Source organism: Olivibacter sp. SDN3 (assembly GCF_014334135.1).
GTDB lineage: Bacteria > Bacteroidota > Bacteroidia > Sphingobacteriales > Sphingobacteriaceae > Olivibacter.
Genome location: NZ_CP060497.1, coordinates 1433010 through 1450822, shown reverse-complemented (window position 1 = coordinate 1450822; position 17813 = coordinate 1433010). Strand labels below are relative to the sequence as shown.

Genomic DNA, 17813 nt, shown 5'->3' with positions numbered 1-17813 from the left:
TTCAATCTGCTTTATGGATCTGATACCAGTTATGCCTAATCCCATCGAAGTCAAATGTTTCGGTAAACGTCAGGCCTACTTTGGACAGCACCTTGTTTGAATTTATGTTTTCACAATTGGCTATGGCATAAATAGCTTTTAAACCAAGGGTATCAAAACCATAAGTTAAAGCAGCTTTTGCCGCCTCTGTAGCGTAACCTACACCCCAATATTTACGTATAAATCTATATCCCAAGCTATAGTAGTGAATATGATTATTGATGGTTTCTTTAATCAGCGTTAAGCCAGCCCAGCCAATAAAATAGTTGGACGATTTTTCAACAGCCGCCCAATGACCTATGCCATTATCAACATATTGTTGCCTTACGGAATCGATGTATTTCCTTATTTCCGCTTTACTTTTTACCGGATTGTTGCCTACATACCTATGTACGTCCGGATCTGCCTCTAGCAAAAACAAGTCATCAACATCTTCCGGAAGAATTTCTCTTAATATTAGCCGGTCTGTTTCAATATATACTTTCATAACCTTATCGGGCTAAGTTAATCATCATTTCCAGAATATTTTCTATGCCTTTACAAAAGCCGATAAAGATTTTTTACCACATGAATGGAAATAACCCAAGAATAGATCCTCGGAATTTTCCGGCTATCGGATCTGACCAAAATATTTGTTGCGAAGCTTTTCGATAAAACCCCTTTCGTGCGCACCTAATAGCTCTATTGTTAGCGGAGTCGTAAGCTCACTGTCTTTGATAAACCCAAACCCGTACTTGTCTGGTTTGAATAGCGGCCCAACCACCTCAAAGGGTTCCTCCGATCGGGTGTGCTGATAGTATTCCAGGACTGGGGCATCGCCAATGATGGCATCTATTTCCTTTCTTTTCAGTGCATGGATTGCATCCTCAATACCTTGATAGGCCCTTGCTGAAAAACCCCTGTTAAGGGTGTATTTTTCCGATTCGCTACCCATAAAAACGCCTATTCTTTTTCCTGGCAGATCGCCAATCCCATTAATCCGATTGGTTAATGATTGGGTAGTCATCACACTGGTCAAAGATGACGTGATGTAGGCCAGTAAGCCCACGCCGCAAACGAGCCAAAGGCCTGAAAATATACGGCCCTTCCAACCGAAAAGATTTTTTCTTTGTGCTTTCCCCGAGGTAGCCAAAGACATAATGTGGTAAAAATTTTCTGCAAACCCCTCCCGGAAAGCCCTGGGAAAGTTTTTATCAAACTTTCTATCAAATAGTGTTAGCAGAATGGCGGCAAAAATCACCAAAAAAGCTAGCCAAGCATATGTGCGCAGATGTCCTGCGTCGCTTAATCCCCTGACCACGTCGGTCCATCCCGATGTGTGTTCCCGATCTACCATGATCCGGAGCCCCGCATCGTACCAGGGTTGCGTAAAATCGAGTTTTCTTGCTCTATTCTGAGTAACGGTGAGGTTGGTCACAGCAACATCAAAACGCCCATCCGCTGTACCTTCCACGAGTTCGCTGAATGTCGAAGCTCTTTCATAAGTAAAAGTTAAACCAAGCTTTTCTGCAAGGGCCTCCCAAAGTTCGATCGACATTCCCGTAAAGCCATCCTCCTCCTCCATAACAAAAGGGGGACTAACATAAACCCCCACTTTTACCGCTTCCTGAGAACCGGTTTCCTGTGCGCATAAAAAGCTGATGTGAAGGGTGTTTAGCAGTAAAATGAAATAAAGGTAAATCAGGTTAAAGCTCCTGTCGCTTTTCGAGCTCGGTTTGATTACCTTCAATGTGGTTCCTGACATTGAATATCCAGACATAAGCGCATCAATTAATTTAATGGATCAGTGATTGGCGTATTTATTATGAAGCGTTTCGCTCATTTGATTCATACAGGAATCCGGCAACTTTCAATTTGTCACAAAAGCCATGTAGCGCAGAAGGTTTTCCGATCACAATAATCATTTTCAGGATTAATTCGGTGCTGGTTTTTTGTGAAAAATTTAACATATACAATATTACGAAGAATCTGGCTTGTTGGCAATGGTTAACGGTTCTTTACAAATCGGCGTCCGGGCAGACGGAATCGGCAAGACTTCCCAGCATTTCTTCTATTACTTCATTACCTGCTGATAGCAGAGCCACCGCATAGTCTTTTGGAAAACCCACTGAGCTTTTGCTGCCTTTGGCATACTCGACGATATCTTCTATCGGTGTTTCGGTGGTATTTCCACTTCTTATAGCAGTTAAATCAGCAAGGCGGTACGTCAGTTGCTGGTCTTTTACATCGAGCTGAAAATAGAAATTTACTTCATAGTAAGCCGTCGTAACACCCGAGGGGAACGAAAAGCTGCGTTTTGCTGAGCCTATTATACTACCTGATGTTTCGGCTTGCTTTTCGATCACATACTTGGATGATTCGAATGTATCGGCAATCCATGTCAAGGCCTGGTTATACATTTGTTCTTTAGATAGGTTTTCGCAATCCATCTCCTGCTCGTATACAATACGGTCATCACCATCATATACAAATGGCGGTATATTTTGAGCAAAACATTTGCTGATCACCAAAAGAAAGAAATGGAAAATGGAAATTTTCATAGATAAGAGATAAATGTATTTCCCGGGTTTGTATGCGCAGCTATGTGTCAAATTAATTTAGACTTTCCTGTCGAATGTCTCTTCAGCTCATGGCTCTAGTAATTGCCCGTTTAATTAATACAGTTTTCGGCCCTGATAGTTTGCTTCACCTTCGAACTGTACACTAATGCTAGAGGCAAAAGAGCAGTATACTATTATGAAGCTTACGATGGAACAATTCGGCGGGTTGAAACGAGGTTATGAGGACGAAGTTAACGTGCACGCACCAGCCCCATTGCCTACGGTTTATCGGAAGTCTAAGTGTAGTACTTTCTACTGAAAGCTGTTAGGTTTTTATCATAAATCGGATAATCAAAACCCAGTTTATCCGCTATAAGTTTCGAATAGGTTCGGAACATTTCACAGCACTGCTCAAAAGCATTTCGTGCTTTTTCGTAACCATCAAGAGAAAAGGTTTTCATTAAATTATCAAATGTTGCAGGCGTTATATATCGATCAATAAATTTATAATTTTTGCCTAAACTGAAGTCAAATCCACACCTGATGCCTATCTCCCAAGACATCATGCGCAACAGTTCAGGGCGACTAATTTGATTGAATAGGTGCAATGCGTAGAGTATCTCCTTTCTGGCAAAGGCCTTGGCAATGTAGGTGGAAACATGCCAGAACTCATTGCAGCAATCATCATAACTTCGTGCCGAAGGCCGCTTTATCCAATACAATCTATCTGATGGATGTAGGTTTGCAGGAGCTAAATTGTCTTTGTCGATCAAGATTTTGTTCAATCCATCGGCGGCAGAAAAATATTCATCAACGAAGGTAATAGGGATTATGGTGAGATCTAATTTTATGCCGTCATCAAAATACATTAGATAACTATAATAATTTTCGCACTCCGAAGGAAATAATTCCATATCCTCTGGTTTTTGCATGGCAATAATTTCGCCACCGAATACTTTCAACCAATCTTCATGCTTCGTATACTTTTGTATATCCGTAACGAAAAAAGAGAGGTCATAGTCCTGAAAGTTGTCTTCCGGTATATTGCTGTTTGTTCTTGATCCTTCTAATACAGAGAGCCTTATATCTTCATTTTCCAGCACTATTTTATCAAACAACAAATATAATTCTTCTTTTTGTCGCATATAATTTTTTGGCTTTTCTTGGGCAATTATGTTAAACGAGGTATATCAGTGGAAGCTTATCGAAGGTAACATAAATTACCTTCATTTTGCAATAATATTCTATATTCTTTCCTTGTTTCATGTTTATACGCAATAGGTAAAGGAATCTGCTTATTACTGAAGAGTAACGAGGAAAGCGGCTGAAAAACAGGTCAAAAGGACTGCCGTACAATTATCGGTGTCGGGTTACGAAGTACGATGGTTTCCCTGTTCAGGACTGCACGGCTTACCTCTCTAGCCATGGCTTCGAAGTCAGTAGAAATAACCGTTATGCCGCCCTCTAAAATTTCCTTCACGGCACTATCATTGTAAGAGATAAGGCCAATATCTTTTCCTAACTGATAGCCTTTACTTCTTGCTAGCTTAATAAGTGCCACATCATCAGTGTCGTATCTGCTAAATGTAATATAAGCATTGCCCTTATGAAAACCTGCTGTCTCCACTTCTTGTTGTATGGTGTACGAGATGTCATTTTCCATGCAAAAGCGTAAAAAACCATCCATCACATGACGTGCATGGACCGCTGCAGAAGGTGCAATGAGTACGAGTTTCTGATAGTTGGACAGACGGTTCTTGAGTTGAACTAACGCATCATATATATCATGCTCAAAGTCTTGATAAATGCAAGAATAATTGCCCTCCAGGCTAGGCTGGTTATAATCAATAACAATACGTTTTGACGCAGGGATGAGGTTTAGGATGGGAGCTACATCTTCTTTCATGAAGGTGGTGATGACGAAGTGGGTGTAATTGCTAAGATTTTCGCGGATGAGATTCTCGAACACCTTGAAATTGTGATGGTGGAAGTAAACATCAAGATCTGCCATGTCCTTCAGATTATCAAAAAGCGTATGATACAACCTGTCACGCATTACATTCATTTTATCAAGCAAAAGAAAAACACGGAAAGTATGGGTAACCGATTTTTTTTTCACGTAATAGCCTTTTCGGTAGACGGATTCTATAATCCCCTTTTCCAATAAATGGTTCAAGCCTTTTAACAGTGTTTCCTTACTCATCCCGAGGTCCTTTTCCAGCTGCTTCAGGGAGGGGAGACGATCGCCAATGTGAAGCTGATCAGATTCAATCAGCTTGTTTATATAGTCCACCAATTGCAAATATTTCATGCGATGGTTTAGCGCTACCGTATTTTCACTTAAATCCGAGGTCATGATGATCTACTGTTTACGCAAAAATAGTGAATTAGCATAGCAAACCAAACCAGCATAGCGTGTTTTTGTAAATAAGTGCCGATTAAAGCCGTCTAAACTGAAAAAATAAAAAAAAATTTGGATGGAATAAAAAAAGAATCTATAATTGTACTAAATAACCAGACCAGACCATACCAATTATAATTAGGAATACTGATATGAAAACAGCTGATTTTATACTGAATATTACCTACGAATGCGAGAAATGGAATATACTGCATAAGGAGATCAACCCGAAGGGTCTTAACGGAGAGCGCCTATCTATTCATACAAAACCTATGCATAGCGCGGTAATCCTGCTTGTGCAATTTATACCTGGAATATTAGAACCATTGCAGCTAGCTAGCTGATCACCATAAAACGCTATAACCAATTTAAACTATAGTTATGATAACGATGAGGCAATGTATTTTTACATTCATTTTTAACTTGGGCGCAACGTTGCTGTTTGCTCAGGAATCGCGAAACCTGACCGGCACGGTTAGGGATGCGTCAACAGGTGACGGTCTTTCTGGGGTAACCATTGCTACGGAAATGGCCCGTGTCACGACAAAAACCAATGAAGAGGGGAAGTACCAAATTCAGATTAGAGCTGTTGATACCGTATTAACCTTCTCCATGGTAGGTTACGAAAAACAAGTAATAGCAGTACAGGGAAAAAGCCAGGTAGATGTGTTGCTCACTCCGAGCAGCGAACAACTGGGGGAGGTCGTTGTAGTGGGGTACGGGACACAGCGAAAAATCGAAACAACGGGTTCTATTGCATCCGTAAAGGCCGATGAGCTTACGCAAATGCCCGTTGTCAATGTGGCGCAAGGTTTACAAGCAAGGGTGGCAGGAGTACAGATTAATCAGAATTCGGGTTCGCCGGGAGGCAATATTAGTATGAGAATTCGCGGAACGAATTCCATCAATGGCAGTTCAGAGCCGCTATATGTGGTTGATGGTATCCAGATTTCCAATGGCGGAGGCATTAATGACGTGAGTCCATTATCGACAATAAACCCCAATGATATTGAATCTGTGGAAGTGCTCAAAGATGCCTCTGCTTCGGCCATCTACGGTGCCCGGGCTGCAAACGGAGTAGTATTAATCACCACAAAGCGGGGTAAAGCTGGGGTTACGAGAGTCGAACTGGATAGTTACTATGGCGTGCAAAGCGTCGCCAAAACCCTTAATGTGCTAAATGCTGCCGAATTTGCACAGCTGGAAAATGAAGTATTTAACGATAACTTTTACTCCGATCCGGCCGCGTTGGGAGAGGGAGTTAATTGGCAGAACCTCATTTTTCAAGACGCACCTATCCAAAACCATCAACTATCTATCAACGGAGGTAATGATAAAACACAGTTGGCGCTATCATTAAATTATTTCAACCAAGACGGTGTTATTATCAATTCTAGTTTTGAACGGTACTCGTACCGCTTAAATATGGATCACCGCGTAAACGACCGGTTCAAAGTAGGTACCAGTATATTAGGCAGCTATTCCGTAAATCATGGTATTAGCGCAGGTTCCACGACATTGGGCGATGCCGGAGTAGTAACCGGCAGTGTCTTAGGTGCAGCGCTCGGCGCTCCTCCTACATTAGCGCCCTACCGTGAAGACGGTAGCATTTTCCCTTTCGCCGAGCAGCGCGGAGGAAGATATCGGGAGGTGGTTAATCCTTTAAACTTTACCGAGATTTTGCAGCAGCGTGCCATTAAGAGAACTTTGGCTAATGTATATGGTGAATATACTATCCTGCCCGGACTATCTTATCGCGCGTCTTTTAACGTTGATATCGACGATCGCCTACACGATACGTATTCGCCCTTATCGATTATTGCCGAACAAGACCTGAACGAAAATTCGGGGAACGCGTCGAAATACAACCGGGATTTTCTCAACCTGTTACATGAGAGTTTAATAACCTATACCACAAATATCGGGGAAGATCATTCCTTGAAATTGACAGGGCTTTTTGCTACCCAGTCTGAAAGCTTAAAGGTTAATCTCATTGAGGCAACGGGGTTCCCAAATGATGCGACAAAAAATGAAGCTTTACAGTTAGCATTAAACCGTAACGTGTCAAGCGAGCGCAGTAGATTACGGCTCGATTCTTATATGGCTCGTGCCAATTACGGCTATAAGGATAAAATCTTTGTAGACATTACCGCCCGTGTCGACGGATCTAGTAAGTTTGGGGCCAATAACAAGTATGGGTTCTTTCCGGCCATCTCCGCCGCATGGCGATTGATCGAGGAACCGCTATTCCAAAACTTTAACCAATTGAGCGACTTAAAACTGAGGGCCAGTTACGGTACAACCGGTAATGCGGATGGTATAGATCCGTATCAATCCTTAGCGATGGTTGCTGCCACCGGGGGTTATAATTTTAATCATTTGTGGGAAACCGGCATCGCGACAACAGGTATTGCCAATCCAAACTTACGTTGGGAAAAATCGACGCAAACCAATGTGGGTATTGATGCCAGTTTCTTTGACGGGCGTTGGTCTATTGTGGCAGATTATTATCACAAACGTACTGACGATTTGCTTTTTGTGAAAGCGCTGCCTTTCTCTTCAGGATACCAAACGATCACCGGCAATTTCGCTTCTCTCCAAAATCGGGGCTTTGAATTAGCAACCAATGCCGTTATCGTTGATTCAGATCTCCATTGGTCTGTCGCGGCAAATATAACCATGAACAGAAATAAAATCTTGGATTTGGATGGAGGGGTAACTGATGAGCGATTCATGACCAATTTTACCTTATTGAAAGTGGGTGAACCATTAGGTGTTTTTAAGACCTATGTTTTTGATGGCATCAATCAAAGCGGAGAAGACATTATTTCCGGATATGATGGTCGTACCGGAGGCCATAAGGTGCGTGATGTCAACAACGACGGACTCATCAATACAGACGATCAAATCATAACTGGCGACCCAAACCCAGACTTTATCTTTGGGTTTTCTACGAATCTCCAGTATAAAAATTTCGATCTAGGGGTACTGCTTTCCGGTAGCTATGGGAACGATATCTACAATATCAGCAGATTATCTTTTGAAAATCCGCTCGGCCAGCGAAACCTGTTTCAGGAAATGGTTGACCGATGGACACCGGAGAATCCCAGCAACCAATACGTAAGTCCTTTTGTTGCCGGGAGATTGCCTATTACGGATTATGCGATGGAAGACGGCTCTTACCTACGGGTGCGGAATATTAATTTGGGATACACCTGGAACGGCTCGGGGAAAATCAATAGGATAAGGGTGTATGTAAGTGCCAACAACCCATTCACTTGGACGAAGTATTCGGGCTTTGACCCTGAAGTGAATTCTTATGCAGGGTCGAACACCATTATTGGTATTGATAACTTAGTTTATCCGCAGGCCAGGTCATATCTGGCCGGTTTACAAGTAAGTTTCTAAGGTTTGATTAATAGAATAAAAACTACAGTAATGAAAACACTTAAAACACGATATATACCAGTCTTTGTACTGGCCATGAGTTTAGGTCTGGTTACCTGCAAACTCGATGAAACCATTTATTCCTCTATTTTCACCGAGTCTTACTATAAGACGGCATCGGATGCGGAGAAAGCTTTGATAGCGGCGTACGGTGCCATGGGGGGGCTTTACGGTGGCCCAGCGGCTTTGCTGGTTCCGGATTTCAGCGATGACCAGACCTATCCGCGCGCCGTCGTTGGTCGAAACACCTTGACCTTATTTACTGTCGAGCCCACTTATACCACACAGCGGAGCCAGGGGAGGTTAAACGAGTCACCACAGCAGATCTGGACATCCTGTTATCAGGGTATCGAGCGGGCTAATTGGATCATTGAAAAAGTCCCGGAAGCGCAGATGGACGAAACACGTAAAACGCAGATCATAGGAGAAGCTTATTTTCTGCGAGCTTTCTTCCACTGGATGCTGGCCAAAAATTTTGGTGAAATACCTATTAAAATTGCACCAAGTACTACAGAAGCAGATGCCTACACCGCTAAAAGCCCTTTGAATGAAGTCTATGCACAGATCTACGCTGATCTAGATGTTGCCTATAATTCGGGCTTACCTTCTTTTCCGGCAGTGCAACCCGGACGACCGTCAAAAGAAGCCGTTCATGCTTTACACGCAAAAGCGGCATTATACCATGAAGACTGGAGTATCGCTTTAGAAAAAGCCGAATCGGTGCTCAATGCAGGGGCCTACACGCTCATGGAAAGTGTCGTAGATTTGTTTTATTACACCAATGAGGAAAGTGCACGACAGGAGATGATATGGTCTTTTGAAGTTGATCCCATTTCACCGGGTAATGGCCATCAGATGGTAGGACTGACCGGGCCGTCTGGAAGTGACGGTGCAGAATATGGGCGTACAACTTACGGATCTATGTTTGCCTATATGGATTTCTTTAATAGCTTCGATCCCGGTGATGAACGTCGTTTATTGCTCGATACCACCTACCTGAACCGGGATGGACAATGGGTTCCGCAACGGGCCATTACGCCTATTACACAGGAAGGGGTATTGATTAAAAAGTATCAGGATCCGGTTTCGGTAACCAGTTCTGTGCGCAATATTCCGATTTTTCGCCTTGCAGATCTCTACCTTATCGCCGCAGAGGCAGAAGCACATCTCAATGGACCTTCGGGTAAAGCCTATACTTATGCTAACGCTATTAGAAATAGGGCTGGACTGGATGACTTACCACAGGGGCTTGGGCAGACCGATTTCCTGGATGTGGTACTTCAGGAGAGAGCTTGGGAGTTTTTTGCTGAGGGCGACCGCTGGTACGACCTCAGCCGTACCGACAAGTTTCTGGAAATCATTCCACAAGCTGTAAACGACGTCTATCCCGTACGAAATATTCAGCCAAAACATAAATATTTTCCGATCCCTCAAGAAGAGCTGAATGCCAACCCGGAATTAACACAGAACCCCGATTGGAATTGACAATATGAGTAAATTGATGTTGATCCTGTTATTGTTTATGACGAAAGCTTTTATGGCAGCTGGTGTTAGCTCCATTGGAGGTCAAGACTCGTTGGTTTTTCCCGTTGAAGAATATAACGGGATAAACTACGATGTGCGCTTGTTCTGTGATAGCAAAGGATCTCCGCAATACTACTATGCCGATATTTTTACACCGGTTTGCGACGATGATATATGTAAACCTGTTTATATAAAACTTCAATGGGATTTGTTGGGAAGTTATCTTCGCTATACTGTTCCCATGCAACAGCCCTTAACTAAAGTTGATCATGAAGAGTTTTCAGCAGAAGAATATGAGCAACTGCATAGCATTCTGGCTGATTCGAATAGTTTGCTAAAAGATTACAAAATGGATGAACTGGTTGCGTCTACAAGCGAGACCACTCCTGGAGAGGTCGATGCGGTCACGGGCGCTACTAAAAAATCTTTGCAAGCGCTTACGGTTTCAGGCGCTTTGTATACCTGTTACACTTTGTGGCATATCAGTCATGGCAGAGTGGTAGACACCATCAAAAGAATCACCGATACGATGATGTCTTCAAAGTTATTATCCGAATTTTTAGTTAGTCAGAACCATCGTTATCAGTATTATGCGCTAGATAAAGTTTTGGATAGCGATGGTATTGTGGCGAAGGGTTACGAGCAGAAAGTCATCAACCTCATCCGCAACCCCAATGTTTTCATAGCTAGCAGGGTTTTAAAAAAGCTTTCACCCCGGTATTTTCAAAGTACAGCACAGCAACAGTGGTTGTGGGAGACTTTTTTAACGGGGAATTATCGATTAAAAGTGGGTGTTTTGGAGAAATTCGGAGAGCTTTCGTTGAAAGAGGACATCAAAGATTTATTGGGCACGCATCAGCATAAATACAATGAAGATATCGCTAAACGTATCGAAACTTTACTAAAAAAACCATTATGATGAACCCGACGTGACTAAAATAATTGTTAAACACAACGGACAACAATTATTTTTAATCATCAAGGGCTCCATCTGATAACTTAAAAAAATAGACAGATGAAAACAAAAGCGCTCTTTGCCTTATATCATTTTACTATAATCCTTGGTCTTTTGATGATCTCGATTTATTCAACAGCACAAACGCAGCACTTATTGGAGGCTGAATCCTTTGATGATACCGGAGGCTGGGTTATAGACCAACAGTCTTTTCCCGTTATTCAATCATCTTACCTAATGGCCCATGGCATGGGAAGGCCCGTGCGTGATGCTACAACAAAGGTACAGTTTGAGCAAAAAGGCACATACCACCTCTGGGTACGAACAAAAGATTGGGCTCCCTTTCCTAAGGGGCCTGGAAAATTCAGTGTGTGGGTAGATGGCAAACAGGTGGGCGGCACCTTTGGGGAAAGCGGAGCAATAGATTGGAAGTGGTATTATGGAGGAGTAGTTGAAGTGGGCGACCAGCCCACAGAAATTCGATTAAAGGACCTTACAGGCTTCAATGGCCGTTGTGATGCCTTACTGTTCAGTACATCGAAAACTGAACCTCCTCAGGACTCGGCAGATATAGCTCAGTTACGCCGAACGCTGCTTGACCTTGATGGTACGAGAGAAGAGGCCGGAAACTTTGACCTGGTAGTTGTTGGAGGCGGCGTGGCGGGTACCTGCGCCGCTATTTCTGCTGCCCGTTTGGGCTTGAAGGTTGCCCTTATTCAAGACCGCCCGCTTTTAGGAGGTAACAACAGCTCGGAGATACGGGTGCATCTGATGGGCGATGTCGATAAAAATCACCATCCAAAGCTGGGAAGAATTGTTCGTGAGTTAGACAATGGCGATCCCGGAAATGGCAATCCCGACGCCAAACAATATGGAGATCAACGGAAACTGGATATCATCAAGTATGAGAAGAACATTAGCTTGTACCTGAATACCCACGTGTACCGATTGGAAAAAAACGGCAATAGAATCACCGCGGTTATAGGCAGAAATATCAAGACCAATCAAGAAATCCGGTTTACCGGAGCCTTTTTCTCCGATTGCACCGGCGACGGTACTGTGGGCTATCTTTCAGGCGCCGACTACCGTATGGGGCGTGAGAGCCGTTCGGAAACGGGTGAGTCCTTTGCGCCGGAAGCAAGCGACGAATTTACCTTGGGCACATCCAATCTATGGGCTTCCTTGCCTGAGGATTCCGTATCAAGCTTCCCTGAAACACCCTGGGCCCTTCCGTTCTCAGACGAGTACCACATCGACGAAGAGCGTTCTGATTGGCAATGGGAAACCGGCTTTGGCAATATGAACACCATTGCCGAAGCTGAACATATCCGAGATCATAACCTGAGAGCTATTTTTGGCAATTGGTCTTATTTAAAAAATAATAAACCGGAGAAATATGGAAACCGGGCACTGGCATGGGTGGCCTATATCGGTGGTAAACGCGAATCGCGACGTTTGATGGGTGATCATATTCTTACGCAAATGGACGTTCAGGAAGGGGAAATGTATCCCGATGCTACAGTAACTGCAACTTGGACGATCGACCTTCACTTCCCGCAAAAAGAAAACAGTTTATATTTTCCTGGGGAAGAGTTTTTTGCTAGTACGGAACATGTACGTGTGGCACCTTATACCATACCCTACCGGTGTTTATATAGTCGCAACATCGAGAATCTATTTATGGCAGGGCGTAATATCAGTACCACGCATGTTGCGTTTGGCAGTACGCGTGTGATGCGAACCTGTGGGATGATGGGAGAGGTAGTAGGTATGGCGGCGGCCATTGCCAAACAGCACCACACAAATCCGCGAGGAGTTTATGAACAATATCTCGACGAACTACTGGGTATGATAAAGGATTGATCAATAACTATTATAAGTGGCATAAATAAAATTGGAGTCGGTGTCAAGTAATAAAACATATACAGATAAGATTGGTGCAAGGATTCGACAGCTATTGTTATGTGATCCAAAAGACCTAATGGGCAACTTTGCCTTTAATCTAAGTATGCTTATTTGCTTCACCACAAACGTGCAGGCACAGCACCCGCAAACCATCGAACTCAAAAATGACCAATACATCTTACACATAGATACCAACACCTTGAATTTTGGGATCCAATATCATACAACACTGATCGAACCACATCCTCAGGGCAACTTGTCTTTTTCGCTTGTAACCGATACCCAGACTTATGCCATAAATAAGGTGCGCGTGCGGCAATGTACGCCCACGCTATTTAGAGCACTGGTAACAAACAGCAGCGACCTATCAGCGATAGTCGAGATCCAACTTTCCAAAGACTTCTTCATGATCAAACTAACGCCCGAAAATCAGCTGGATAAGGAAGAGACCTACCAGATCGATTTCCGTACTGCGCCCCTCCAACCGGCCTACGGCTTGGGCGATCATGGGGGCTTTGGCGAAAATACAGCGATCAGCAATTTTGTTGATGATGACTTCGGGAACCGGGACAACGAGCACCGCTTCATTTCTACATTTACCATTTTCCCGGCCCACCACTTTGCTCAGGTACTTTTCGCAGAACAAACGAAACGGGTGGCAATCACCGATATAGAGAATAGATTGGGTGTTTCCGGTGTGAAATCTGCTGCCATTTATTACTTTTTAGGTTCTCCAAAGCAAATTTACCAGACATATAGACAAGTGAAGATAGCCGAGGGTTATCCCGACCTAAAGCCTAAACATCGATTTTTCCAATTGGGGTATGAGGCCTTCGGCTCCCTAGGCTGGAATACTTTTCAATCATCCGTTGAAAATGATATCAGCGCCTATCTAGAAGCGGGTTTTCCCATCAAATGGGCCGTTGTTGGTTCTGGATTTTGGAGAGGCGAACGTCGCGATCCAAGTGAAGGGGCGACTACCGGTTTTGGTCTGTGGGATGACTCGGCGGGCAGTGGCAGAAAAGACGGCTTGCCCAATCCCCGTTATCCAAACCCCCAAGCGTTCAAAGCGTTCTTCCGTGAGCGAGAGATCAGTCTGCTGCTTGGCTTGCGGATAAACTTCAAAGCGCCGAAAGCATATGGTGGATACTATGAAGCAGAAAATGATGGTCCATTTGTTCCTGAAGGAATTGATCGAGGATATTTTATTCGGGATAAAGATGAACGCCCAGAGACCTATCGTGTTAATTTTCCGCAAGGTAAGGTCTTTTTGCTGGAAGGAAAGAACCCAGCGGCTGTCAACTGGTACGTGTCTGGAGCAGACCGTTGGGGAGTAGATGGTTTTAAAGAAGATTTAATGCTCTATGACGGAAAAAAACTTAATAATGATGCCAAGCTAAATCCTGTTAACGCAGCCTTAATGAAAAAGGGTTATTACATTATGGCCCGGAACAGTGCTTATTCATTAACAGGTGATATACTAAGGTTGGAAGATACCAAGTATGGCTTTGACCAAGACCGACCGCTAATCAATGGGCTTAATTATGCAGCCAGTGGCGTATCTACCGTTTACCTTGATATTGTGGCGGGAAAATATTTGGAAAATCCGCTGAATGAAGACCAAAAACGTTATTTCGTTCGGAACGCCATGGCAGTTGCGGTAAGCCCGGTGATGGCTATGGGTTTCGGTCCCTGGCACCTGGAAAATTCACGCTATCAGAAAGCCGTGAAAAAAGCAGCTGATTGGCATGTCGCTTACGCCGACTACTTGTATAGTGAAGCGTTGAAAAGCTATCACAGTGGATACCCTTACACCATGACACCTCTTCCGATTGCGTTTCCTGATGATACCGCCACCTATTACTTGGCGGGCAAAAAACAAAGGCAATATTCATGGATGTTGGGCGAGTCATTGCTGGCTATTCCGCTGTATGGAAACGACTATGGCAACACCATGAAGCGAGATGTATACCTTCCAAAGGGTACGTGGATTGATTATAATACAGGTCAGTGCTTTGAGGGACCGCTTACCTTAAAGGACTATGATTTCCCATACGATAAAATACCGTTATTTGTAGGAGGAAAAGGAGTCCTAGTGAAGGAGAAAGATGGAGGTCATCAAGCGGTTGTTTACCCAACATCGAAGAAAAAGTTTACATATATCTTTTATTTTCCAGATGGTGAGCAAGTATCCGTGATTCATAAAGCATTTGCAAACTGGGCCACCGGAGCTTATCTTATAGAAAACCAGGCAACGGGAGAAATACAAGAGGTACAGCTGGAAAGTTTACATACACCTTTTACATTTGATGTTGATCCCGGCACCGATTACCTATTAACGCCAAAAGAAACCTAAATATGATACGCAAACAACAGTACGAACAGCTATCCGATGAATGGAACGTCAAGACCAAACTTTTGCTTTCTGTAATCATTATTTCTTTTATTCATTTGCTGTCGGCTAACCTTCATGCGCAGGAAGAAGTTGTACTTGAAAATCAGTTTATCCGCCTTAGGTGGGAACAAACATCCAAAGGCTACGCGCTCGGAACAATCACTTTGAATCCAGATGCAGACCCCATCACCATAGACAAACCACAAGGGCACTATGTTGGCTTATATAGTGCAGGCCAACCGGATACCACTGTTAACACCAAACTGTTTGAGCAGGCAAACGGTCACCGTTTTAGCGACTATAAATATATTGTGCAGCGGGTGATAGATGGATTCCGGCCTGTGCCGCTCAATACAGCTGGGGAAGTGGTTTCGTTTTTACCGGCCAGCGCAAAAAAGACCGATCAAGGCATTGAGTTTTTTCAGGAGAACCCACAGTTTAGCGCGAATATCAACTGGTCTCTCGACCGCCTGTATGCGCAGGATGTTTTGGTAGAGATAAAAGTGAAGGCAAACCAGGCGGGTTATTTTTCGTTCGCCAGTCCCACACTGTTCAGTACCGAACCAGACGAGCTGGAATGGGCCATGTTGCCCGGTTATTTTCAGGGGCGAGAAATCCAACCTGATTTGTTACGGGCCTATGCTTATGGGCAGGGAATACCGGGCCTACCGGTGGTAGTGCGTGAACGCACGGCCAGTACCTTATCACCACTTATTCAAAATAAACAAGGGGTAACACTCGCAGTCATTCCTGAGCCGGGTGTGGCGGCACATCCTTGGTTATACGATAAAAGTTCACGCGGGGCATGGAAGCTTGGTCTATCACTTATGAACCGCGGCGGCCAGCTTTCGCCAACACTTTATCACCCTGTATTGGGAGAAATAGATTCTTACCTTGAGGTGGGGGAGGAACGTGTTTTTCGTTTTCGGTATGCCATACAAAAGCAAGACTGGTTCAGCGTGTATAAACACGCGATTTATGACATCTATAAATTCGATCAGGCCATCAAGTTAAAGAACACTGGACAATCGCTAACAGATCGTATGTTGTCCATGCTGAAATACCTTCGCGATGATTCCACTTCCTTATGGAATGTACATACCTATCAGGGAATGCAGATCGGAGCACAATCTTATCTCGGAGGGGTCGTAGGGGCCGACAGAGATGCCATGAAAAATGCAGATTATGGAGCGATGTGGATGTTGGCCCGCCTCACGGGCGATTCGATACTGCGGAAAACGCGTCTACAGGCCGCTAGAAATTTTAAGCTAACACAGCAACAAACTGATGAAGGTTTTTTTAAAGGAGCTGCGATAGGGCAATATTATCTCTGGAAGAGCAGGCGCTTCACGGAAGAATGGGGCGACTACGTCGAACCTATCGCCCTGACCTATTACACTATGCTCGATATTGGCAACATCCTACTTTTCGAACCCCAGGATCGAGAGATGAAAGACCGTTTGCGAAGTGGGGCGGATAAGTTATTGGAGTGGCAGCAGGCAGACGGTAGTTGGTTAGTGGCCTACGATAAGCACACCGAGCAGCCGCAATTCTCAGATCTGTCAGATCTGAGGCCTACGTTTTACGGACTGCTAGTGGCCTATCGTTTGCTCGGCGATGATAAATATCTGCAGGCTGCGGAAAAAGGGGCTAATTGGTACGTGGCAGAAGCCATAAACAAAGGACATTTTTTAGGTGTTTGCGGTGATGTGCGCTTTGTTCCGGATTTTGCTACCGGTCAGAGTGCCCAAGCCCTGCTGGATTTGTACGAGTTGACCGATAACAAGACCTATCTGGAGGCTGCCGTTAATGCAGCGAAATTATACACATCCTCCATCTATACCCACCCTATACCCACGCAACAGGTCAAAGAGGTACGGGGGAAGCAAAAAGAAGATTGGGAAATCACACAGGTTGGTCTCAGTTTTGAACATGGCGGGACCCTAGGTTCGGCAAATGGTGGCGGACCTATTTTGCTGGCCAGTCATGCCGGTTTGTTTGTACGGATGGCGAAGTTAACAGGTGAGCGTATTTTTCTGGATATGGCGCGTGCTGCGGCGTGGGGGAGGGATGCCTTTGTAGACCCTGCAACTCATGTGGCATCCTATTATTGGGAACGTATGGATGATGGTCCCGGCCCCTTCCCACACCATGCCTGGTGGCAGGTAGGCTGGATTACCGATTACCTCATAGCTGAAATCACGGCGAGGTCGGGAGGGAAGATAGATTTTCCCAGAGGCTTCATCACACCAAAGGTAGGGCCACACCAGTCTTATGGTTTTGCTGCGGGGAAGGTTTTTGGCACACCGGTCGATTTGTACTTGCCAACAGGGATGGTGTCCGTTGCAAATCCGCAGGTGGATTTCATGGCGGCGAAGGCAAGCCAAGGAACTGATATGTACCTGATCTTATTGAACAACAGTACCGTGAGGCAGAAAAGCGCGATTGCACTCCATGAACTACCAGCATATTCCCAAGCAGTGTTATTGGATGAAAAGGGCGATAAAATCCGTGATTTATCTTTGGAAGACGGCAATTTTATGGTGGATATGCCGGTCTTGGGCTTGAAGGTCGTCAAATTATCGAATCGTGGATTTATGAGATAAC

General features: G+C 44.2%; 12 protein-coding genes. 7 read left to right on the top strand and 5 right to left on the bottom strand.

Annotated elements, in window-relative coordinates:
- Position 1 precedes the first annotated feature (1 nt).
- The 5 genes from H8S90_RS05755 to H8S90_RS05735 all read right to left on the bottom strand — a co-directional run bounded on the left by H8S90_RS05755 (position 2) and on the right by H8S90_RS05735 (position 4935).
- A complete protein-coding gene (locus H8S90_RS05755) occupies positions 2 to 526 on the bottom strand; it encodes a GNAT family N-acetyltransferase (protein ID WP_187341624.1) in 525 nt (174 codons plus the stop codon).
- 123 nt (positions 527 to 649) lie between these two features.
- Complete coding sequence (locus H8S90_RS05750; protein WP_222852252.1) at positions 650 to 1798, bottom strand: transporter substrate-binding domain-containing protein; 1149 nt, start codon at positions 1796 to 1798, stop codon at positions 650 to 652.
- A gap of 238 nt (positions 1799 to 2036) precedes the next feature.
- Entirely contained in the window at positions 2037 to 2579 is a 543-nt protein-coding gene (locus tag H8S90_RS05745) for a DUF4468 domain-containing protein (protein WP_187341623.1), read from the bottom strand.
- 296 nt (positions 2580 to 2875) lie between these two features.
- On the bottom strand, positions 2876 to 3724 hold the full coding sequence (locus H8S90_RS05740; protein ID WP_187341622.1) for an aminoglycoside 6-adenylyltransferase: 849 nt from the start codon (positions 3722 to 3724) through the stop codon (positions 2876 to 2878).
- 191 nt (positions 3725 to 3915) lie between these two features.
- The gene (locus tag H8S90_RS05735) at positions 3916 to 4935 is read right to left on the bottom strand and encodes a GntR family transcriptional regulator (RefSeq protein ID WP_187341621.1); all 1020 of its coding nucleotides are present in this window, start codon (positions 4933 to 4935) and stop codon (positions 3916 to 3918) included.
- Positions 4936 to 5132: 197 nt separating this feature from the next.
- On the opposite strand from H8S90_RS05735, the gene H8S90_RS05730 reads away from it, so the two are divergent.
- The 7 genes from H8S90_RS05730 (at position 5133) to H8S90_RS05700 (ending at position 17812) form a co-directional block, all read left to right on the top strand.
- On the top strand, positions 5133 to 5324 hold the full coding sequence (locus H8S90_RS05730) for a hypothetical protein (protein WP_187341620.1): 192 nt from the start codon (positions 5133 to 5135) through the stop codon (positions 5322 to 5324).
- 37 nt (positions 5325 to 5361) lie between these two features.
- The gene (locus H8S90_RS05725; protein WP_255501836.1) at positions 5362 to 8388 is read left to right on the top strand and encodes a TonB-dependent receptor; all 3027 of its coding nucleotides are present in this window, start codon (positions 5362 to 5364) and stop codon (positions 8386 to 8388) included.
- A 30-nt stretch (positions 8389 to 8418) separates the two neighbouring features.
- Positions 8419 to 9912: a RagB/SusD family nutrient uptake outer membrane protein gene (locus H8S90_RS05720; RefSeq protein ID WP_187341619.1), complete on the top strand. Its 1494-nt coding sequence runs from the start codon at positions 8419 to 8421 to the stop codon at positions 9910 to 9912.
- A 4-nt stretch (positions 9913 to 9916) separates the two neighbouring features.
- Positions 9917 to 10870 (top strand): hypothetical protein, encoded by a 954-nt coding sequence (locus H8S90_RS05715; RefSeq protein WP_187341618.1) that lies wholly within the window; start codon positions 9917 to 9919, stop codon positions 10868 to 10870.
- Between the two features lie 96 nt (positions 10871 to 10966).
- Positions 10967 to 12769, top strand: coding sequence for an FAD-dependent oxidoreductase (locus H8S90_RS05710; protein ID WP_187341617.1), 1803 nt, complete (start codon positions 10967 to 10969; stop codon positions 12767 to 12769).
- 40 nt (positions 12770 to 12809) lie between these two features.
- Positions 12810 to 15167, top strand: coding sequence for a TIM-barrel domain-containing protein (locus H8S90_RS05705; RefSeq protein ID WP_187341616.1), 2358 nt, complete (start codon positions 12810 to 12812; stop codon positions 15165 to 15167).
- Between the two features lie 2 nt (positions 15168 to 15169).
- A complete protein-coding gene (locus H8S90_RS05700) occupies positions 15170 to 17812 on the top strand; it encodes a glycerophosphoryl diester phosphodiesterase (RefSeq protein WP_187341615.1) in 2643 nt (880 codons plus the stop codon).
- Position 17813 lies beyond the last annotated feature (1 nt).

What these genes read in the sequence shown, in the direction of transcription:
- H8S90_RS05755 (WP_187341624.1), bottom strand. Translation starts at nt 526, where the DNA reads ATGAAAGTATATATTGAAACAGACCGGCTAATATTAAGAGAAATTCTT.
- H8S90_RS05750 (WP_222852252.1), bottom strand. Translation starts at nt 1,798, where the DNA reads ATGTCTGGATATTCAATGTCAGGAACCACATTGAAGGTAATCAAACCG.
- H8S90_RS05745 (WP_187341623.1), bottom strand. Translation starts at nt 2,579, where the DNA reads ATGAAAATTTCCATTTTCCATTTCTTTCTTTTGGTGATCAGCAAATGT.
- H8S90_RS05740 (WP_187341622.1), bottom strand. Translation starts at nt 3,724, where the DNA reads ATGCGACAAAAAGAAGAATTATATTTGTTGTTTGATAAAATAGTGCTG.
- H8S90_RS05735 (WP_187341621.1), bottom strand. Translation starts at nt 4,935, where the DNA reads ATGACCTCGGATTTAAGTGAAAATACGGTAGCGCTAAACCATCGCATG.
- H8S90_RS05730 (WP_187341620.1), top strand. Translation starts at nt 5,133, where the DNA reads ATGAAAACAGCTGATTTTATACTGAATATTACCTACGAATGCGAGAAA.
- H8S90_RS05725 (WP_255501836.1), top strand. Translation starts at nt 5,362, where the DNA reads ATGATAACGATGAGGCAATGTATTTTTACATTCATTTTTAACTTGGGC.
- H8S90_RS05720 (WP_187341619.1), top strand. Translation starts at nt 8,419, where the DNA reads ATGAAAACACTTAAAACACGATATATACCAGTCTTTGTACTGGCCATG.
- H8S90_RS05715 (WP_187341618.1), top strand. Translation starts at nt 9,917, where the DNA reads ATGAGTAAATTGATGTTGATCCTGTTATTGTTTATGACGAAAGCTTTT.
- H8S90_RS05710 (WP_187341617.1), top strand. Translation starts at nt 10,967, where the DNA reads ATGAAAACAAAAGCGCTCTTTGCCTTATATCATTTTACTATAATCCTT.
- H8S90_RS05700 (WP_187341615.1), top strand. Translation starts at nt 15,170, where the DNA reads ATGATACGCAAACAACAGTACGAACAGCTATCCGATGAATGGAACGTC.